Genomic DNA, 18,404 nt, shown 5'->3' with positions numbered 1-18,404 from the left:
TTGTGAAAAGGATTTTATTATTACTAATGATGGCCGCCGGTATTGCCAACGCGCAAAACAGCGGCATCATATTCGAAAAATCTGCTTTATCCGCCTCGTTACTGAAAGCGAAAAGCGAAAACAAACTGGTATTTGTTGATTGCTATACAGTATGGTGCGGGCCGTGTAAAGCCATGGCCAAAAATATATTTACTATTGATACGATTGGCAGCTTTTTTAACAAAAACTTTGTGAATGTACAATTGGATATGGAAAAGGGCGAGGGTAAACCCGCCACGGTTAAATATCAAATTGAGGCTTATCCATCGTTTCTGTTATTGGATGGTGATGGTAACCTGGTGTATAAGTTTGTAGGTGCCATGAACGCGGCCGAATTTATGGCAAAGATAAAGGAAGGGCAAAACCCATCAAACAGGATAGCTGTGATGAATAAAATGTACGCCGCCGGCAACCGCTCTAAAGATTTTTTAAGAGAATACATCAAGGTGAAAATTAACATGTCGGAAAAGAGGGAAGGCGTAGCAATTGCCCAAAGTTATTTCGACATGCTATCGCCTGCTGAAAAAGTATTACCCGAGAACTGGTACCTGTTTGGCGATAACAGGTATGCCATGTATTTATCTGATGTTCACAGCCGTAATTTTGAGTATTTGGCAAATCACTGGCGCGAGTTTGTTGCCTTAAATGGCAAAACTGTAGTAGATGAGCGAATGGCTAATATGTTTAGAAAAACAGCAGAATATTGTTTGCATGGCTGGTATTTTAAAACTTACGATGGAAAGGTGTATCCCTATCAGCAATCAGACTTTGATCATTACCGAAGCCAGATCAAAGCTACCGAACTGGAAAACAAGGAAGGGCTGATGGTTATGATGGATATGGCACAGGCTGCCGGAGCGCAAGACACCGTTAAACTTGCCCGCCTATTTGCCGATAAGTTTGGCGATCTGAACGCCAAAAATCAGTCTATCGTGTACGCTTACATGATGGCGTACTCCAAAAAGGGGTCGCAGCAAGCTCGCTTGGCTTATCGGGAAGCAATGGATAAAGTTGTTTTGACAGCCAAAGACGAAAGAATTATATCATTAGCCAAGCACTAAAATGTCATTAACACTTCATCAAGTATATCGTTATTGTTTTTTCACGCTATTCATCCTGCTGTTTGCAGTACCACGCCTGTTTGCTCAGAAAGCCAACTTTGCTGCAGCCGAAAAATATGATATTCCCCAACTCAAAAAAAGGGTTGGAACCGACAGGGTATTGCCCTTTTTTTTTAAGGACAGTGATCGTTTCTGGTTTATTTTTGACGACGAGGCGGGTAAAAACTATTACTATATCGATCCGGCAACACGCACTAAAAGCCTATTGGTTAACAAAGCCTTAGTTTTTAAAAAATTATCAGAACTTAGGCACGAAACCATTGATACAATGGCTTTAACCATTAGTCCGCCATTCAATATGCAGGCCGCCCAATCAACTGTCGAAATCGGTTATAAAGGTAACAAGTACGCGTATAACTTCTATAAACATCAACTTGACACGCTACCTAAACAGTTGCCCGCAACACCGGTACCAACTGTTATAGGCGTTAGGTCGCCCAACAAAAAATGGGTTTTGTATGCCCGCAGGTGTAACCTGTATCTCAAAAAGGTAGGTGATAGTACAGAAACTGCCTTATCTCATGATGCCGCGCCTTACTATTCTTTTGATATTAACGAGAGCGATAGTGTGAACCGTAAAAATACAACCGCTAATGCTGTATGGTTATCCAATTCACAAAATTTTTATGTAATACGTAAGGATAACCGTAAAGTAAACACATTATCATTGGTGTACTCAACCAACCTTCCGAGGCCGAGGCTGGAAACCTATAAATACGAGCTGCCAGGCGATCAATACGTTGCACAATACGAACTGTTTGTAGGGAATACCCAAAGTGGCAAAATGTATAAAGTTGATGCCGCAAAGTGGCCAGATCAGGAATTATCTGTTGTTAAGGCAGATACTAATACAGGCGAATTATTTTTTTTACGTAAAAAACGTACCCGAGACGAGATTGAACTATGCGCTGTAAATATGCAAACAGGGGCAGTAAGAACAATCATTAACGAAGTGAGCAAACCTTATATTAATATGGAGTTATTCAACGTTTCTGTATTAAACAAAGGTAAAGACATCCTTTGGTGGTCTGATCGTTCTGGCTGGGGGCAATACTACCATTACTCGGGCAGCGGCCAGCTTATTAACGCGGTAACCCAGGGTAGCTATACTGCAGGCAAAATTTTACGTATCGACACGGCAAAGCAAACCATATATTTTTATGGCTATGGTAAAGAACCAGCCCGTAATTTATATTATGCGCACCTATATAAGATTAATTGGGATGGCAGTAAACAAACACTTTTAACCCCGGAAGATGCCACGCACCAGGTATATTTTTCTACTACCGGAAAATACTTTATAGATAATTATTCCAGGATAAATCAAACCCCGGTGACTGTGCTACGGGATAACAATGGTAAAATAATACTTGAGGTAGAGCGTCCGCATTTAAAAAAACTGTTTGATTACGGCTGGCGAATGCCCGAACCGTTTACGGTTAAAGCCAAAGACGGCGTTACCGACCTTTACGGAATTATGTGGAAACCGTTTGATTTTGACCCTACAAAAAAGTACCCGGTTATTTCGCAGGTATATCCCGGACCTCAGATAGAAACTGTTTGGACAGATTTTACTGTTTTTGATAAATACAATAACGCACCCCTTGCTCAATTGGGTTTCATTGTGGTTTGTATGGGCCATCGGGGTGGCTCGCCTTTACGAGATAAAAAATACGCAACATACGGCTACGGTAATTTGCGCGATGCACCTTTGGAGGACGATAAATACGGATTAGAGCAACTAGCACAGCGTTTTAGTTATATTGATATAAACCGTGTAGGTATATTTGGGCATTCGGGTGGCGGCATGATGTCTACCGCGGCAATATGTACTTATCCCGATTTTTATAAAGTTGCCGTTTCTTCATCAGGTAACCATGACGATAATATTTATAACCGCGAATGGGGTGAAGTATACCAGGGTATCAAAGAAATAACCGACACCACAAAAAAAGCAGAGAGAAGGATTACGTATAGATTTAAAACTGACGTAAACCAAACACTCGCTAAAAACCTCAAAGGCCATCTTTTATTAGTCACCGGCGAAACCGACCAAAATGTTCATCCCGGCAATACCTACCGTGTGGTTGATGCGTTAATTAAGGCTAATAAAAATTTTGATATGCTGGTTTTGCCAGGCCAATCGCACCATTACGATGAAATATATCAAACCTACTTTGAGCATAGAAAATGGCAGTATTTCGCTAAGTACTTGCTTGGGGACATTACAAATTGACAATCAAGCTATTTATGAAAAAATCAATCTCTTTCTTGCTATTTCTTTCGGTGATTTTTGCTGCTTGCAGCCTTCACAAATCCGATCCGTTTATGGCAGCAGGTAAACAAACTTTTACTTCCGAGGCCTCATTTGTTACGGAAGAAAAAGATGACAATCGATGGGTCAAATTCCACAAAGCTATGCATGGTGGAGTAGTTTTTCACACAGATCAGGATAGCATAATTATGCTATCTTACTTAAAAGATGATACTTTTCCGAGCTGGGGATACAGGCGGGTAAAAAAAGATGTTGATCTAAAGTATAAAAGTATACCCCGGCATTACCTTGATTATAATATAGTGGGCGTATACAAACAGTTGATCAAACCAGTAGATAATTATTACCAGGTTTTTTACTATTCACCGGGCAGGCATTCTTTACTCGAAGTTAGTTACCATGGGCTAATTGTGAACTGCGTTTTTTTGTATGGCAACACTGCAAACGTAACCAACCCCTTCGCAAACCCTAAAAAGTATTTTAATATGCTTAAAGAAGAGTTTCCACCCGAAAAAATGGAAGTCGATTCGGCTTATTCAACCGGAGTATCCAATTAGTTTAGTCGTCACAGCATCAATACTTTCTCATCTATCCAAAACATTCTTAATTTTTAAAATAACAAGTTTAAATGAACAAGATCATTTTATTAACTTTATTTTCTCTCGGTATCTGTATTGCGGCTAGCGCACAGCAGGAAGGAAACAAACCTACAGGCTCCGCAACAGGCCAGGCTATACCGCCAAGCGCCAAAGCAGCACCCAAACCTTACAAAGATGTTATTACCGCTAAGGCTAAAACCACCGTAGGGTTGTTCACAGTACATAAAATCGACGATAAAATTTACTTCGAGATTGCAGATAGTATACTGAACAGAGATATACTGATTGTTAGCCGGCTTGCAAAAGCGGGTGCAGACACGCGTAATACCTCGGCCATGACAGGCTATGCCGGCGACGTGCTTAACCAAAGCGTGATTAGGTTTGAAAAAGGCCCGAATAATAAGCTATTCATCCGCGAACTTTCGTATAGTGAGCGTTCTAAAGACTCAACCCAGGCCATGTTCAAAGCGGTAAGCAATTCAAATATCCAGCCCATTGCCTTGGCCTTTGATGTAAAGGCTTACAAAAAAGATACAGTTACAAGGCAACAAGCTTCGGTAATTGATATGACCGACATTATCAATGGCGATAATGACCTTTTCTTTTTTGGGTCATCAAAAGGAAAGTTTGGCATTAGCGCTTACCAGGCAGATAAATCATATCTGTTAGATGTGAGTACTTACGCGATAAACACAGAGATTAAAACAGTTAAAACGTATAGTAAAAACATGGGTAATGCTATGCAAAGCGTTAATGGCGTTGCAGCACCTGTAACACAAGGCAGCCCCAAACCAGTAACTGTAGAGTTAAATACCTCTATCGTACTGCTACCTAAAATACCAATGCAGGCCAGATATGCCGATGATAGAGTGGGCTATTTTACATTTGATTATACTGATTTTGACGCTAACCCGCAGGGCATTAAGCGTCAATCTGTAATTGAACGCTGGCGTTTAGAACCCAGGGATGCAGATTTGGCCAAATATAAAAAAGGCGAATTAGTGGAGCCTAAAAAGCCAATTGTTATTTATATCGATCCGGAAACACCCGCTAAATGGGTTCCTTACCTCATACAGGGTATTAACGATTGGAATGTGGCTTTTGAAAGTGCTGGCTTTAAAAACGCCATCGTAGGAAAAATGGCTCCAACGCCGCAGGAAGATCCAACATGGAGTTTAGACGACGCAAGGCACTCCGCTTTGGTTTATAAACCCTCATCGGTAGCCAATGCAAGCGGTCCGCATATAACCGATCCGCGCAGTGGCGAAGTTATCGAAACACATATCAACTGGTATCACAATATTATGAAACTTGTACACGATTGGTATTTTGTGCAAGCCGCGGCAGTTGACCCAAAAGCACGTAAAATGCAGTTTGACGACGAACTGATGGGCTCACTGATCCGTTTTGTGTCATCGCACGAAGTTGGGCATACCCTGGGTTTATTGCATAATTATGGTTCAAGTTCAACAACACCGGTTGAAAAGCTGAGGGATAAAGCTTGGGTTGAAGCGAATGGCCACACACCATCCATTATGGATTATGCCCGTTTTAATTATGTGGCGCAGCCCGAAGATCATATCTCCGAAAAAGGGATGTTTCCGCGTATTGGCGTGTACGATAAATGGGCAATAGAATGGGGATATAAATTGATACCGGATAGTAAGAATGCCGACGAGGAAATACCGGTACTAAACCAATGGATAATAGCCAAGGCGGCCGACAAGCGTTATTGGTTTGGTAACGAAAGCAACGCTGAAGACCCGCGGATGCAGAGTGAGGATATAGGCGACAACGCTATGAAAGCAAGTGATTATGGGATTAAGAATTTGAAAAGAATAACTGCGCATTTGAAGGAGTGGACCCGGAAAGATAATGAGGGTTATGACGAATTGCAAAATATGCACGAACAAATATACAGTCAACTTGGCCGATATGTTGGCCATGTGGTTAAAAATATTGGTGGCAGGTATGAGAATATCAAAACCGTAGAGCAACCAGGCCCTGTATACACATTGGTACCTGCAGCAATACAACGAGATGCGATGGATTTTTTAAGTAGACAGGTATTTACAACTCCTTTATGGCTGGTTGATAATAAAATATTGGCCTATACCGGCAGCTCCCCGGTAGAGATTATTGGCTCGCTGCAGGAGGGGGCATTAACCAGGTTAATAAACAGCACCAGGATAAACAGGATGCTGGCAGCCGAAGCTATTGAGCCGGCTACTTATAAGGTATCGGACTTGTTTAATGACCTGAATACCATCATCTGGAGCGAGTTGGTAACACGGCAGCCCATCAGTATTTACCGCCGTAATTTACAGAGAAGCTATTTGGATAAATTATGTGCTATTGTAAAACCTGCTGTTGCAGGGGTTAAGGGTTCGGATGTGAATAGCATTGCCAAAGCCGCATTAATCAAGCTACGATTAAAAATAAAGGCGGCGCTACCATCGGTACGTGATACCATGACGCGTGACCATTTGAATGATATGCTGGGCAAAATTGAGGTGGCGTTGTCTGTTAAAGCATAACAAACCATAAATAGTTACCTCTAAAATATTTTTGAGGTAATAATTATCCTAATTTAAAGGCACATTAATTTAACATTGTTTGTAAATTAATGTGCCTTTTATTATATTGCGTCTTAATTTAGATATTGATACACTGTTAATTAGCGATTAGTGCAAAGGCTTCAACCACATGAAGAAAAGTTGTTATTCAATAAAATAGCAACGGGCGATGAAATGGCATTCAGGATTATTTATGATGCTTATTTTGATCGGCTGGCGGCCTATGCTTTTAAGATGTCTAAATCTGAAGATGCCTCGGAAGAAATTATCCAGGATGTTTTTATGAAATTATGGACTAACCGCGCGGTTTTGCTGAATGTGGAGTTGCCCCAGGCATACTTGTTTTCGATAGCGCGAAATAAAACCATAGATTATCTGCGGAAGCTGGCCAAAGAAACTACTTTGATAGCCCTGCTTGCCGAAAACATACAGTATCATACTAACAATGCCGAAAAGCGTATAGAAACACAGGACTTACGTGCCTTAATTGCAGAAGCCATAGCGCAATTATCGCCTCAAAAACAAAAGATATTTCGATTAAGCAAATATGATGATCTCAGCCATGATGAAATAGCCGAAGAACTAAACTTGTCGAAAAGCACAATTAAAAACCACCTCTCCGAAACCATGCAGTACTTGAGGCGGAATTTGAAAATAGTACCGAACTCAGAAATATTAGTGATACTTATTTTAATTGATTTTATAAAAAAGCAGTAAATCAAACGGTATTCCGTGGGCCTGGTTTTTGCCCGGTAGCTTGCTGGACGTAGTGGGTGCCATATCGGCATATCTCAATAAAGCGAGTTGTTAATTATAACATTAAGCCGGTAAAGACTTATGTCATTACTGTCGCTGGTTTCCTTTTCCGAAAAAAACTTATCAAATATCTTGTGCTTGTTTTTATCCTCAATTCCGGTATAATCTGCTTTTATATATTTTTCTATTCAACAAAAAAGGTGCCTTTCGGCACCCGTTATTTATAATTAGTAGCTTGTTATAATAAAAAATTCGGCTTCAAAAACATGGCCATGGTCTACATGCTGAATGGCCTCCTTTTGCTTAATATCGGTTATAATTCCTTCCGTGTCCGAGTATCCTAGCCAGGGCTCAATACATAAAAAATCGGCTCCGTATTTTGCCCAAATACCCATATGTTTAAAGTGCGGATATTGTACCGTTAAAAATTTATCGTGCTTATCGCTCCTGATTGCGATCTCTCTCGATTTGATGTTTTTAAAAACCAAGGCATCATTGGCAAACAATTCTTTGGTTAATCTTAACTTTTTACCGTCTAAATTAACCGCCTCGGTATCGCCCGAAAGGTTTCCGTCTGGTGAAATGGTATGCGTTAACAGTTCTTCTTCCTGCTCAAATTCAAGGTAATAATCCTCGTATTTTTCTCCCGCATAAAACGGTACATTAAAGGCCGGATGCCCGCCTACCGAAAAATAAATGGTATGCTCATCCTGGTTAACAACCTTATAGCATACGCGCAAGGCATTATCAATAAGGGTATAAATTATTTGCAGTTCAAATTTGTAGGGATAAATTGCCAATGTTTTTTCGCTATATGGTAACGAAAATTTGGCGTGTTTATCGCTGGCTTCAACCAGTTGAAAGGTAGATGTGCGGGTAAAGCCATGCCTTGTAGCAGGGTAGGCAACACCGTCAACATGGAGTTCATTATTCATGGTGCCGCCAACAAGCGGAAACAAATTGGGTGCATGCCACGGCCATATGGCTTCATCTGCCTGCCACAAATGCTCGGTGTTATCGGTTTTGTTGTAAACAGATGTCAGTTCGGCCCCTTGCGGCCTGATAGATACTTTCAAATATTTGTTCTCAATTGTAGTCATGCCATAACGTTTTATTGGGTAAATATACAATTCTGATTAAAGTAAAAAAGCTTCTTTTTTATTCTGTGCTTTTTTACTTTTAAAGTTTTTGTTACTTCAAAAATATTCGGGTTTCATTTTCTCGCCAAATTCTTTGGCAAACTTGTACATTTTGGGTTGGATAACAAACATACAATAGGGCTTCATTTTATTGGCCAGATAGTAATTTTGGTGATGGGTTTCGGCCACGTAAAACTCGCCTGCGGGGCTAACCTGGGTTGTAATGGGTTTATCAAAAACCTGCTCGGCTGTTAGTTTTTTTATCATGGCTTCGGCATGTTGTTTTTGCTCATCGGTATTGTAAAATATAACCGACCGGTATTGCGTGCCCGCATCACTGCCCTGGCGGTTTAATGTAGTAGGGTTATGGGTTTTAAAAAACATCAGCAACAGCTCGGTATATCCAATAACATCGGCATCATACTCCAGTTTTATCATCTCGGCATAACCGGTATCGCCGTTGCAAACCTCCATATAAGTGGGGCTGGGTTTACAGCCACCCATATAGCCCGATTGCACCTTTAGCACGCCTTTTATACTTTGAAATATAGCTTCGGTACACCAAAAGCATCCGTTACCAAATGTGGCTTTTTGAATATTCATCATCTATGAAACAAAGCTAAACTGTTTTTGATTGATTAGTGTTTTTGCCGATGGTAAAAGCACAATAACCTAACAGGCGGTTTAAACATCATACCTCGCTGCTTTTTTTAATTCGGGCTTCCGCCAGATCAGGTATTGCCATATTACTTCTGCCGATACCATAATGCCCAATGCAATGAGCAAGGGTATTAAAGTACCTTCAGATTCGGTTATGGCTCCCGCCACGGCCAGGCCGAAAACGCCAATGGGGAACAAAAACATGAGGCATAAACCCAATACATTAAGCGGTATTTTAAACGGACGCGCCTGATTGGGTGCTTTAATGCGAAGTGCGATGAGGCTGATAAACTCCAGCAACAGGCCCGCGCCGTAAAGGGTAACATCCATAATAAGTAACTCTTTAAACGAAAGCACAATCATCAAACTCACTACAACCGAGCATACAATGATGGATATATAGGGCGAATTAAACCTGGGGTGCAAAGCTTCGAGTTTTTTAGGCATCAGGCCATCATCTGCCATAACTTTGGGTATGCGCGAAACCGATAGCAGCACCGCCGAATACAAACCCAGCATACAGGCCATGCCGCCAAAAGCCAGCGCGCTGCCCAGCCATTTGCCGCCAATATACAAACCCAGCGCCGGGAAACCATTGTTACTAACGGTATTTAAACTAATGCCCGATTGTACTGCCGTTAATATAGAGAAAAAGTAAATGCCAATAATGGCAATAAATGCTAAACCGGTTGATATTAAATAACTTTTTATTGGGTTTTTAACTTCGCCGGCATAGGTGGTTGCATTATCCCAGCCCAAAAAATTCCACATTACAGTATACAGGCCCATACCTATCGACGAAATGCCCAGCCCCTTTAACGATGGCGAAGGTATAACATAAGGCCCGCTATGGTGCATAAAGCCCATAACACAAAGGCATACAAATGGGGTGAAAACAAGGGCGCTTAACAACACAGCTATACGGCCAACAGGCACAATACCCAATATATTAAGCAACGCCGATAACCAGATGATAACCAAACAAACCGGTATTTTATATACCGCTACCTGCGGAAAAAAATAGGCTGCATAGGTGATAAACAAAACCGGGTATATAGCTAAATCAACAAAGGTGTAGAGCCAGGTAAGCCAGCCCTCGTAAAGGGCCATGCGTAAACCAAGGCCGCGTTTAACCCATTGGTAATAACCGCCGGTAACAGGCATCATGCTGTTTAGTTCCAGCACGGTAAGTATGGTTGGTATGTCCCACAATATTGGGGTGGCAAGCAACAGCAACAGGGCCCCGTTTTTACCGGCATAACCCAACAGTGGCTCTAACCCGTAAGGCCCGCCCGATACCGTGAAAAAAATAACCGCCGCAAGCGGTATCAGCCGTAGTTTTTTTGATATTGGCGCAGCATGTGGCATTTGCCTAAATTAATTTATTTTTAATAAATAGGTGGGCTTAATGCGCTATTGCGATAAAAAATGGGAGCCTGGTTTATTTGTAAGCCGGTATATCAATATTTTGGATAAGCGGCGGTTTGGTTAGCAACTCGTTTGCACGGGCAATTAAAGCCTGAGCAACAGGGCCGCTAAGGTGAGCCTGCCTGCCTTGCTCACTATTAAAGGTATCAAATATGCCAAAGGTGTTGCTGTTTATTTTAAACGCATACCAGGTAACGGTATCCGGTTCGTTTTGGGCCAGGGGCAGTGCGCTTTTTAAAAAAAACTCAAGTGCAGCCTCTTTATCCGGTTTGGCTTCAAGGGTAATTAACAATCCTAATTTTATCATGCTGGTGGCGGCTTATACTGTAAAGGTTACAAACCAAACCCACTATTGTTTGCTTTTATAGGTATAGCAATTGATGAAGGGCTTTACAAATTTTGGCCTCGGGCTGTATGTTTAGTAGCAAATACTTACCCGGAAAAAAGGCTATTTTGGGATTTAAAGTGAGTTCAATGCCGGGGTTTAACGTTTTGTTTGAGGTTGCCCATGGCGTAAAATGTGGTTCTTATTTTAAATCAGCCTTTCGCGGGTAACTAAAGTACCGGCAATCATGTCATGCAGGCATTGTTGTTTTTTGTTAAAAAAGCAAATGAGGTAACCTACAAAAAAAGTAAGTACCGAAAATATTTTGGCCAAATTGCGGCCCGCGGCCTTTGCCATGTTAATGGGCGAACCATCCATATTACAAACCTGGATCTTCAATATTTTTTTGCCAAAAGTAGCTTGCCTGGCCGAACCTTCCATCGCGATGCTGTAAGCTAAATGAGCCGGGATAATAATAATTGCCAGTATAAATAGCAGTATAGTGCGTACAGTAGCATCGCTTGTAGCAAGTAAACCAATAAGCGTTACAATGGAAAGCGACCCTATTACAATTAACCAATCAATTATTGCGGCAAGGGCCCGCTGATCGAACGCGCCAAAATACTGCGGTGCCACCGCCTGAAACTGAAAACCGAATATGGTGCGTAGCTGCGCAATTTCGTGAGCCTCTTTATAATCGTCCATTTCGGCAGTTTTTACAAAATCGGCGGCTTTAATTTGCATGGCCTTCAGCTCGTTAATACTATACGGGCCCTCGGGTTTGCCATTAACTACCAGCAGATACATTTCGTCCATATATGGTCAAAAATAAATAAAGGGAACAATGTTATTGCCCCCTTTGTATTTTATATTAAATGTTGTGGTGGTTTTAGTATTGCTCCACCTTAAAATCGGATATGCCACCGCTTATTTTGAGGTACATTTTATTGGTAGCCTTGCTAAAGTTTGGTGTTTCGTACTCGTCATCGCCCACGCTTTCAAAACCTTTGAATGATTTGGATGATACTCCGGTTTCGGATGTGATATGGCAAGCCGCATTGCGAGGTACGCTTATAACTACCTTAGAGATACCTGTTGATACATCAACCGTTGTTTCGGCAAGGGGCTGGCCCATTTTAACATTAAATGATGCCGCACCACCTTCTAATTTTACCTTTTGCACCTTAAACGCGCTCAGGTCGAAATTAATTTTGGCGGCTCCGGCTTCTACATTAATAGTCCATTCGGGGTTAGTGTTTAGTTTAAGATAAGCCTTGTCCGATTTATCGTTTCCAAAATTTAAAACAAAGCCATGTCGATGGTTATTATCGCCATTCATATCAAAATCAAGCGTTTGTGCATCGTCCTCGTCGGTACTTGTTAAGCTGTAATGGTTGCCGCTTTCTTTGGTATCGGCCTCAAACAAATTGGTAGTCATATCTTTAAGTACATAGCTGGTTGCACCGCCGCTTATATTAAGTGTAGCCTGTTTTGTGCTTGGCTTATAGGCAGCCTGGTAGTGGTTGCTGCTCTTAAAGTTTTTGCTAACGCTGCCCGTATCGGTCGAATCGCTGTCGTCGTCATTATCGCTATCGCTTTCATTGTCATTAAAATCAAAGTGCTTAAAAGCATATTTCCAGTTGTGGCGGTTGTAATGATGCGGATGGCCTATACCGTTAAATATTAAAAAGGCCATGCCAGCTACCAGTACTGCTATTTTTATAGCAGTTGCCGTGCCCGAGTGGTTGTAGGCAAAAACCAGGTTAACGCCGGCAATTACCAGTAAAATTGGCCATAGGCGAAAAAGCGAGAACCAATCAAAATCGATATAGTTAAAGTTATCTAACAAAAACAGGGTTCCAATGATAACCAGTACTGTGCCTGGTATTAATTTATCGTTACGCATGGTTATATAATTGAAGAATTATCGGTAGTAGTAGTGCTTGTGTTTTTGGTAAGAGTGTTATCATCCCAGCCGGATGTTGTGCTATCGGGCTTTTTTTGCCAGAAACCAAACATCAAAATGAGGCCCACAACAATGAGTGCTATTGGCCAAAAGGTGTTAAAATCAATATCCGGGATAACATCTAACTGGTCGAGCGTTAAATAAACCCCAAACATAATCAGTACCACACCGCCAATTATGCTGCCCTTTGTAACCTGGCGGCTAACCGGTGTAAAGGGTTTTACCTCTATGGGCTGGGCCCTTGCAAAAAACTCGTCGGCAGGCGACATAATTGGCGATGACGGCACCACCACCCATAAAATTACGTAACCTAAAAAGCCGCCGCCACCCAGTACCATGGCCAATACAAAAATTACGCGTACTAATGCTACATCTACATTAAAATACGCTGCTAAACCGGCGCAAACACCTCCAATTGTTTTATGTTGCTCGTCGCGGTATAATCTGTTTCTCATCGTTAAAATTTTTAATTTGTTAATAATTAAACCTGGCCCCATACAGGTTTGATTATGATCTCATCAACATTAGCACCCTTACTCATTGTCCAGGCGCTTATTATTGCCGAAGCAATATCATCAGGCGATACAAATTTATCTGCAGATAAAGTGTTATCCTTCCATGAATCTGTTAACGTCGATCCCGGCAGTATAGCTGTTACTTTTACGCCGTAATCCTGCATTTCGAGCCTCATTACCTTAGTTAGACCCAGCAATGCAAATTTAGTTACAGAATACATTCCGGCTTCTACAACAGGGTTAATGGCCGCTATTGAGCATATATTAAAAATGTGCCCCTTGCCGGATGCCATCATGGTTTTACCAAAATAGCGGTATAACTCGTAGGCAGGCATCAGGTTGGTATTAATTAATTTTCCGAAGGTATCTTCCTCATCATCCAATATGCTCGATGGTTCGTACATACCCACATTGTTTACTATGGCGCTTATAAAACCCAGTTCCTGTTCGGCTAAACCGGCAAAGGCTGTTACGTTTTCTTTAACACTAAAATCGGTTTTGCTGGTTAGTACTCTTATGCCGGGGTTTATTTTTAGCAGTTCGTCGTGCAAAAGCAACAAATCTTCGCTATTGCGCGAACAAACTGCTATGTTTAAACCTTGTTTAGCAAAGGCTTTTGCAATGGAACGGCCAATACCCTTGGTTGCGCCGGTAATAATAACGTTTTCCATATAATGGTTTTTTTTAATAAAGGCAGGGCCTTATTTGCTCTGCGGTTTAAAATTAAGTATTAAAAGCAACGTACACCACAATTTTTTGACAGGCTTATTATACTCAAACAGCAAATGATTAAACTAAAAAAATGTACTTTTACCATTATTAAATTTAAAGGATGCTACTAAACAGCTTAGGGAAATATATATTGTTAATGCGGCTAAGCTTTAAGCGGCCCGAAAAGTTTAGCGTTTACTGGAACGAAGTAATGCACGAAATGGTATCGGTAGGTATTGGCTCGTTAGGCATTATAGCTATAATATCCATATTTATTGGTGCGGCGGTAACCATTCAAACCGCTTTCCAGCTTATTAACCCCATTATACCAAAAAGCGTAGTAGGCAGTATTGCCCGCGATAGTACAATATTGGAGTTTAGCCCAACAATTTCGGCCCTGGTACTGGCCGGGCGCGTAGGCTCAAGCATGGCATCGCAAATAGGCACCATGCGCGTAACCGAACAAATTGATGCTTTGGAAATAATGGGCGTAAATTCGCCGGGCTTTTTAATATCGCCCAAAATTATAGCCGGCGTTACCATGATACCTTTATTGGTTATTGTATCGGTTTTATTAGGTTTTACCGGTGGTTACATTGCCTGCTCACTATCAAGCGAAGTTTCAACTTCCGATTTTATAACCGGCCTTAGCGATGGTTTTAACTCTATCATTGTAACCGTTTGTTTAACTAAGGCCGCAGTATTTGGTTTTATTATCACCTCTATTTGTAGCTTTCAAGGGTTTTACACATCGGGCGGTGCTTTAGAAGTTGGGCAGGCCGCTACACGCGGTGTGGTTTACAGTTGCGTAATGATTTTATTTTTTGACCTTGTTATTTCACGCATATTTTTATGATCGATATACAAAACGTACATAAAACATTTGGCGATAATAAGGTACTTAAAGGTATTACGGCTCAGTTAAAACCTGGGCAAAATAACTTGATTATTGGCGGCTCAGGCTCGGGTAAAACAACCTTACTTAAATGTATTGTTGGTTTGCACGAACCAACAGAAGGAAAAGTATTTTACGACGGCGAGAATTTTACCGACATGCATTTTGTTGAACGCGTACCTATACGTAAACAAATTGGGATGCTTTTTCAAAGTTCGGCCTTGTTCGACTCCATGACGGTGCAAGATAATATTATATTCCCGCTCAATTTGTTCACTACCATGCCCAAAGCCGAAAAAATAGACCGGGCTAATTTTTGCCTGGAAAAGGTTAACCTTGCCGGGAAAAATAACCTATATCCTTCGGAGCTTTCGGGCGGGATGAAGAAACGCGTAGGCATAGCACGCGCCATATCCATGCAGCCCAAATACTTGTTTGTTGACGAGCCTAACTCGGGCCTGGACCCTAAAACCTCTATTTTAATTGACGAACTGATTGCCGAAATTACCCAGGAATACCAAACCACAACCGTTGTGGTTACCCACGATATGAACTCGGTAATGGGTATTGGCGATCACATCATATTTTTAAACGACGGCCAGAAATGGTGGGAGGGAAGCAACAAAGAAATTGCCCATACCGATAATAAAGAACTCAACAGCTTTGTATTTGCCAGCAGGTTTATGCAGGCAGCGCGCGAGAAATTGTAAACGGGGTGCTAAGTCGGTAGTCGGCAGTCAGAGGCCGAAGATAGTCTTTAGTCCGAGGTCGACAGACAGAAGTCCGATGCATTTGCTTCAGGCTCCCGAATTCGGGCTTCAGACTTCCCATCTACAACTTCAGATATATCTCTATATTTGCAGCCGCAAATAATACCAAATGATCCAACTGCTTACGCCCACCCACTGGAAAGATTACGAACTGATTGACTGCGGCAGCTTTGAAAAGCTGGAGCGTTTTGGCAATCTCATCTTAATTCGCCCGGAACCGCAGGCTGTTTGGAACAAGGGTTTGAGCGAAGCAGAATGGACAAAGCAACACCACATCCGTTTTAAAGGCCGCTCGGCAACATCAGGCGAGTGGGTTAAAAAGAATACAAATTTGCCCGACAGATGGAATATTGAATACCAAAACGGCGATGTTAAAATTAACCTGCGCATGGCCTTAACATCGTTTAAGCACGTGGGCATGTTTCCGGAGCAAGCCGTAAACTGGGATTATATATCAAAGCATGTAAAGTTATTTAAAACCGAGCAGCCGCGGGTGTTAAACCTCTTTGCTTATACAGGCGGTGCATCGCTTATCGCGAAAGCGGCTGGTGCCGATACTACACACGTTGATTCGATAAAGCAGGTAGTAACCTGGGGTAACGAAAATATGGAACTTTCGGGCCTGAAAGATATACGTTGGGTTGTTGAAGATGCCCTTAAATTTGTAAAGCGCGAAGTTAAACGCGGCAAAACCTACAACGGCATTATTTTAGATCCCCCCGCCTACGGCCACGGCCCCAACGGCGAAAAATGGAAACTGGAAGATAGCCTGAACGAAATGATGCACGACGTAGTTAAACTGCTTGACCCCGAAGAGCATTTTTTAATACTCAATACCTATTCGCTTGGCTTTTCGTCAGTAATCGTACAAAACCTCATACTAAGCGCGTTCCCAAAAGTACAAAACCTCGAAATTGGCGAATTGTACCTGCAAGCCACCGCAGGCAGTAAATTGCCACTTGGTGTTTTCGGAAAGTTTTTTAATCATAAATAGTAGTAATTAAACTTGTATTTAAATTAAGCTTAGTTTAATTTTAGCCGCAATGCCAGCACGTAAATTTTGGATACTTTTGCTATGCCTTGCGCCCATTGCGGCCACGGCCCAACAGCATTTCGATATCATACTTAAACATGGTAAAATAATTGACGGCAGCGGCAACCCGTGGTTTTATGGCGATGTTGGCATCGTTAAAAACAAAATAGTTAGCGTTGGCGATCTTTCTAAAGATAAAGCTACCCAAACCATTGATGCCACAGGCTTAATTATAGCTCCCGGTTTTATTGATGTGCATACGCATATTGAGGGTGACGAAAAAAAAACGCCTACTGCCGATAGCTTTATTTACGATGGTGTAACATCGGTTATTACGGGTAACTGCGGCTCGTCAAACACGGATATTAAAGCTTACTTTACCGATCTCGAAAAAAATCCGCTTTCTATAAACGTAGGCACGCTTATCGGCCATAACGATGTACGTAAAACCGTTTTGGGCGAAGAGATGAAGGCTCCAAGTGCGGCACAGTTGCTACAAATGCAGCGTGTGGTTGAGCAAGCCATGCGCGATGGTGCGATGGGCTTTTCAACAGGGCTCATTTATGCGCCGGGTATGTATTCAAAAACCGGCGAAGTGGTGGCGCTTGCCAAAGCGGCAGCGAAGTATAAGGGGATTTATACCTCGCACATGCGCAACGAAAGCGACAAAATATTTGAGGCCATTAACGAAGCCATCAGCATTGGCCGGGAAGCCAATATGCCGGTAGAAATATCGCACTTTAAAGTAGGCCGCCCCAACTGGAACAAAAGCGACCAAATGATTGCTATGGTTGAACAGGCCCGTAAAGAGGGTTTGGACGTTACCGTAGATCAATACCCGTACACCGCAAGCAGCACCACCCTAAATGTTTTAATACCCGATTGGGTTTTGGATGGAGGCCACAAAGCTGCCGTAAAACGAATAAACGACCCGGCGATTCACTCCAAAATTGTTGCCGAAATGGTGCAGGACATGACCCGCCGCGACCGTACCAGTTTTGATTATGCCGTAGTTGCACATTGCGATAATGACAGCACCCTAAACGGCAAGAATATAGAACAGATTAACGCGTTAAAAGGCCGCCCCAATACCATTCCCGACCAGATAGAAACCATACTGGATATTACCCGCATAGGCGGAGCATCAATGGTTTTTCATGGGATGAATGAAGACGATGTGGTTAACATTATGAAATACCCGCTTACCATGGTAGCGTCCGATTCGGGCATAAGGCTTTTTGGCTTCGGCGTGCCACACCCGCGTGGTTATGGTACCAATGCACGCGTGCTGGGCTACTACGTAAGAGAAAAGAATGTGCTCAGGCTTGAAGATGCCATCCGGAAAATGACATCGCTGCCTGCGCAAAAATTCCGGTTAACCGGTCGCGGCCTGTTGCAACCGGGCATGTTTGCCGATGTGGTTGTTTTTGATGCCGATAAGGTAATTGATAATTCTACCTATGAGCGCCCTCATGCTTTTTCAAGCGGTTTTAAGTACGTTTTGGTAAACGGCAAATTAACTGTTGATAATTTTAAACACAATGGTACCCGTAATGGTGCTATATTGCACGGCCCAGGCTACATATCTAACTAATA

17 protein-coding genes are annotated in these 18,404 nt (G+C 42.1%); 9 read left to right on the top strand and 8 right to left on the bottom strand.

The window, feature by feature from the left end:
* Window positions 1-2 precede the first annotated feature (2 nt).
* The 5 genes from BDD43_RS26110 to BDD43_RS26090 all read left to right on the top strand — a co-directional run bounded on the left by BDD43_RS26110 (window position 3) and on the right by BDD43_RS26090 (window position 7,327).
* Window positions 3-1,100 carry a thioredoxin family protein gene (locus tag BDD43_RS26110; protein WP_147425745.1) on the top strand — a complete coding sequence of 366 codons (1,098 nt, stop codon included), beginning with the start codon at window positions 3-5 and terminating at the stop codon, window positions 1,098-1,100.
* A 1-nt stretch (window position 1,101) separates the two neighbouring features.
* Complete coding sequence (locus tag BDD43_RS26105; protein ID WP_121201176.1) at window positions 1,102-3,396, top strand: S9 family peptidase; 2,295 nt, start codon at window positions 1,102-1,104, stop codon at window positions 3,394-3,396.
* Window positions 3,397-3,410: 14 nt separating this feature from the next.
* Complete coding sequence (locus tag BDD43_RS26100) at window positions 3,411-3,992, top strand: hypothetical protein (RefSeq protein WP_147425744.1); 582 nt, start codon at window positions 3,411-3,413, stop codon at window positions 3,990-3,992.
* Between the two features lie 71 nt (window positions 3,993-4,063).
* Window positions 4,064-6,571, top strand: coding sequence for a zinc-dependent metalloprotease (locus BDD43_RS26095; RefSeq protein WP_121201174.1), 2,508 nt, complete (start codon window positions 4,064-4,066; stop codon window positions 6,569-6,571).
* 150 nt (window positions 6,572-6,721) lie between these two features.
* Complete coding sequence (locus BDD43_RS26090) at window positions 6,722-7,327, top strand: RNA polymerase sigma factor (protein WP_121201173.1); 606 nt, start codon at window positions 6,722-6,724, stop codon at window positions 7,325-7,327.
* Between the two features lie 266 nt (window positions 7,328-7,593).
* On the opposite strand, the gene BDD43_RS26085 is transcribed toward BDD43_RS26090, so the two are convergent.
* The 8 genes from BDD43_RS26085 to BDD43_RS26050 form a co-directional block, all read right to left on the bottom strand.
* Window positions 7,594-8,466 (bottom strand): aldose 1-epimerase family protein, encoded by an 873-nt coding sequence (locus tag BDD43_RS26085; protein ID WP_121201172.1) that lies wholly within the window; start codon window positions 8,464-8,466, stop codon window positions 7,594-7,596.
* Window positions 8,467-8,562: 96 nt separating this feature from the next.
* Window positions 8,563-9,111, bottom strand: a complete 549-nt coding sequence (gene msrA, locus BDD43_RS26080) for a peptide-methionine (S)-S-oxide reductase MsrA (RefSeq protein ID WP_246001796.1) — start codon at window positions 9,109-9,111, stop codon at window positions 8,563-8,565.
* Between the two features lie 78 nt (window positions 9,112-9,189).
* The gene (locus BDD43_RS26075; RefSeq protein WP_121201170.1) at window positions 9,190-10,533 is read right to left on the bottom strand and encodes an APC family permease; all 1,344 of its coding nucleotides are present in this window, start codon (window positions 10,531-10,533) and stop codon (window positions 9,190-9,192) included.
* A gap of 73 nt (window positions 10,534-10,606) precedes the next feature.
* Window positions 10,607-10,900, bottom strand: a complete 294-nt coding sequence (locus BDD43_RS26070) for a putative quinol monooxygenase (RefSeq protein WP_121201169.1) — start codon at window positions 10,898-10,900, stop codon at window positions 10,607-10,609.
* Window positions 10,901-11,125: 225 nt separating this feature from the next.
* On the bottom strand, window positions 11,126-11,734 hold the full coding sequence (locus tag BDD43_RS26065; protein ID WP_121201168.1) for an RDD family protein: 609 nt from the start codon (window positions 11,732-11,734) through the stop codon (window positions 11,126-11,128).
* Between the two features lie 73 nt (window positions 11,735-11,807).
* Entirely contained in the window at window positions 11,808-12,824 is a 1,017-nt protein-coding gene (locus BDD43_RS26060; RefSeq protein ID WP_121201167.1) for a LiaI-LiaF-like domain-containing protein, read from the bottom strand.
* A 2-nt stretch (window positions 12,825-12,826) separates the two neighbouring features.
* Window positions 12,827-13,339, bottom strand: coding sequence for a PspC domain-containing protein (locus BDD43_RS26055; protein WP_162847170.1), 513 nt, complete (start codon window positions 13,337-13,339; stop codon window positions 12,827-12,829).
* A 26-nt stretch (window positions 13,340-13,365) separates the two neighbouring features.
* A complete protein-coding gene (locus tag BDD43_RS26050) occupies window positions 13,366-14,070 on the bottom strand; it encodes an SDR family oxidoreductase (protein ID WP_121201165.1) in 705 nt (234 codons plus the stop codon).
* A gap of 161 nt (window positions 14,071-14,231) precedes the next feature.
* Between BDD43_RS26050 and BDD43_RS26045 the strand changes: the two genes are divergently transcribed.
* The 4 genes from BDD43_RS26045 to BDD43_RS26030 all read left to right on the top strand — a co-directional run bounded on the left by BDD43_RS26045 (window position 14,232) and on the right by BDD43_RS26030 (window position 18,402).
* Window positions 14,232-14,966, top strand: coding sequence for an MlaE family ABC transporter permease (locus BDD43_RS26045; protein ID WP_121201164.1), 735 nt, complete (start codon window positions 14,232-14,234; stop codon window positions 14,964-14,966).
* Entirely contained in the window at window positions 14,963-15,715 is a 753-nt protein-coding gene (locus tag BDD43_RS26040; RefSeq protein ID WP_121201163.1) for an ABC transporter ATP-binding protein, read from the top strand. Before BDD43_RS26045 ends, BDD43_RS26040 begins: the two co-directional genes overlap by 4 nt.
* A 169-nt stretch (window positions 15,716-15,884) precedes the next feature.
* Window positions 15,885-16,769 (top strand): class I SAM-dependent methyltransferase, encoded by an 885-nt coding sequence (locus tag BDD43_RS26035; protein WP_121201162.1) that lies wholly within the window; start codon window positions 15,885-15,887, stop codon window positions 16,767-16,769.
* A gap of 49 nt (window positions 16,770-16,818) precedes the next feature.
* Window positions 16,819-18,402: an N-acyl-D-amino-acid deacylase family protein gene (locus BDD43_RS26030; RefSeq protein ID WP_121201161.1), complete on the top strand. Its 1,584-nt coding sequence runs from the start codon at window positions 16,819-16,821 to the stop codon at window positions 18,400-18,402.
* The last annotated feature ends 2 nt before the right edge of the window (window positions 18,403-18,404 follow it).

Source organism: Mucilaginibacter gracilis (genome assembly GCF_003633615.1).
Taxonomy (GTDB): Bacteria; Bacteroidota; Bacteroidia; order Sphingobacteriales; family Sphingobacteriaceae; genus Mucilaginibacter; species Mucilaginibacter gracilis.
This window is presented reverse-complemented; position numbering and strand designations above follow the sequence as displayed.

Bases quoted from the DNA above. Each gene is read 5' to 3' on its own strand.
- BDD43_RS26105 (WP_121201176.1), top strand. From the start codon at position 1,102: ATGTCATTAACACTTCATCAAGTATATCGTTATTGTTTTTTCACGCTA.
- BDD43_RS26100 (WP_147425744.1), top strand. From the start codon at position 3,411: ATGAAAAAATCAATCTCTTTCTTGCTATTTCTTTCGGTGATTTTTGCT.
- BDD43_RS26095 (WP_121201174.1), top strand. From the start codon at position 4,064: ATGAACAAGATCATTTTATTAACTTTATTTTCTCTCGGTATCTGTATT.
- BDD43_RS26085 (WP_121201172.1), bottom strand. From the start codon at position 8,466: ATGACTACAATTGAGAACAAATATTTGAAAGTATCTATCAGGCCGCAA.
- msrA (WP_246001796.1), bottom strand. From the start codon at position 9,111: ATGATGAATATTCAAAAAGCCACATTTGGTAACGGATGCTTTTGGTGT.
- BDD43_RS26075 (WP_121201170.1), bottom strand. From the start codon at position 10,533: ATGCCACATGCTGCGCCAATATCAAAAAAACTACGGCTGATACCGCTT.
- BDD43_RS26070 (WP_121201169.1), bottom strand. From the start codon at position 10,900: ATGATAAAATTAGGATTGTTAATTACCCTTGAAGCCAAACCGGATAAA.
- BDD43_RS26065 (WP_121201168.1), bottom strand. From the start codon at position 11,734: ATGGACGAAATGTATCTGCTGGTAGTTAATGGCAAACCCGAGGGCCCG.
- BDD43_RS26060 (WP_121201167.1), bottom strand. From the start codon at position 12,824: ATGCGTAACGATAAATTAATACCAGGCACAGTACTGGTTATCATTGGA.
- BDD43_RS26055 (WP_162847170.1), bottom strand. From the start codon at position 13,339: ATGAGAAACAGATTATACCGCGACGAGCAACATAAAACAATTGGAGGT.
- BDD43_RS26050 (WP_121201165.1), bottom strand. From the start codon at position 14,070: ATGGAAAACGTTATTATTACCGGCGCAACCAAGGGTATTGGCCGTTCC.
- BDD43_RS26045 (WP_121201164.1), top strand. From the start codon at position 14,232: ATGCTACTAAACAGCTTAGGGAAATATATATTGTTAATGCGGCTAAGC.
- BDD43_RS26040 (WP_121201163.1), top strand. From the start codon at position 14,963: ATGATCGATATACAAAACGTACATAAAACATTTGGCGATAATAAGGTA.
- BDD43_RS26035 (WP_121201162.1), top strand. From the start codon at position 15,885: ATGATCCAACTGCTTACGCCCACCCACTGGAAAGATTACGAACTGATT.
- BDD43_RS26030 (WP_121201161.1), top strand. From the start codon at position 16,819: ATGCCAGCACGTAAATTTTGGATACTTTTGCTATGCCTTGCGCCCATT.